Source organism: Lysinibacillus zambalensis (assembly GCF_040183165.1).
Classification (GTDB): Bacteria; Bacillota; Bacilli; order Bacillales_A; family Planococcaceae; genus Lysinibacillus; species Lysinibacillus zambalensis.
This window is the reverse complement of sequence record NZ_JBEGDG010000126.1, coordinates 1-308: the sequence shown is the minus strand read 5'-3', so window position 1 is coordinate 308 and position 308 is coordinate 1. Positions and strand designations below refer to the sequence as shown.

Annotated in this window: 1 rRNA gene; it reads left to right on the top strand. The window is 40.9% G+C overall.

The annotated features are described in order from the left end of the window. Position 1: 1 nt before the first annotated feature. Positions 2-308, top strand: a 16S ribosomal RNA gene (locus tag ABNX05_RS26315); the annotation flags it as partial.

Genomic DNA, 308 nt, shown 5'->3' with positions numbered 1-308 from the left:
TTTTATGGAGAGTTTGATCCTGGCTCAGGACGAACGCTGGCGGCGTGCCTAATACATGCAAGTCGAGCGAACAGATAAGGAGCTTGCTCCTTTGACGTTAGCGGCGGACGGGTGAGTAACACGTGGGCAACCTACCTTATAGTTTGGGATAACGGATATCCCTCACCACTAACACTCATAAAAATATAAATTAAATTATTCTTTAAATAAGGTTGACTAATCGTAAGAAATGAGGCTGGGATAAAACCCATCTCTAAACTAAAAAGCCGATGAAATTTTACGATCAGTAAAATTTCATCGGCTTTAAA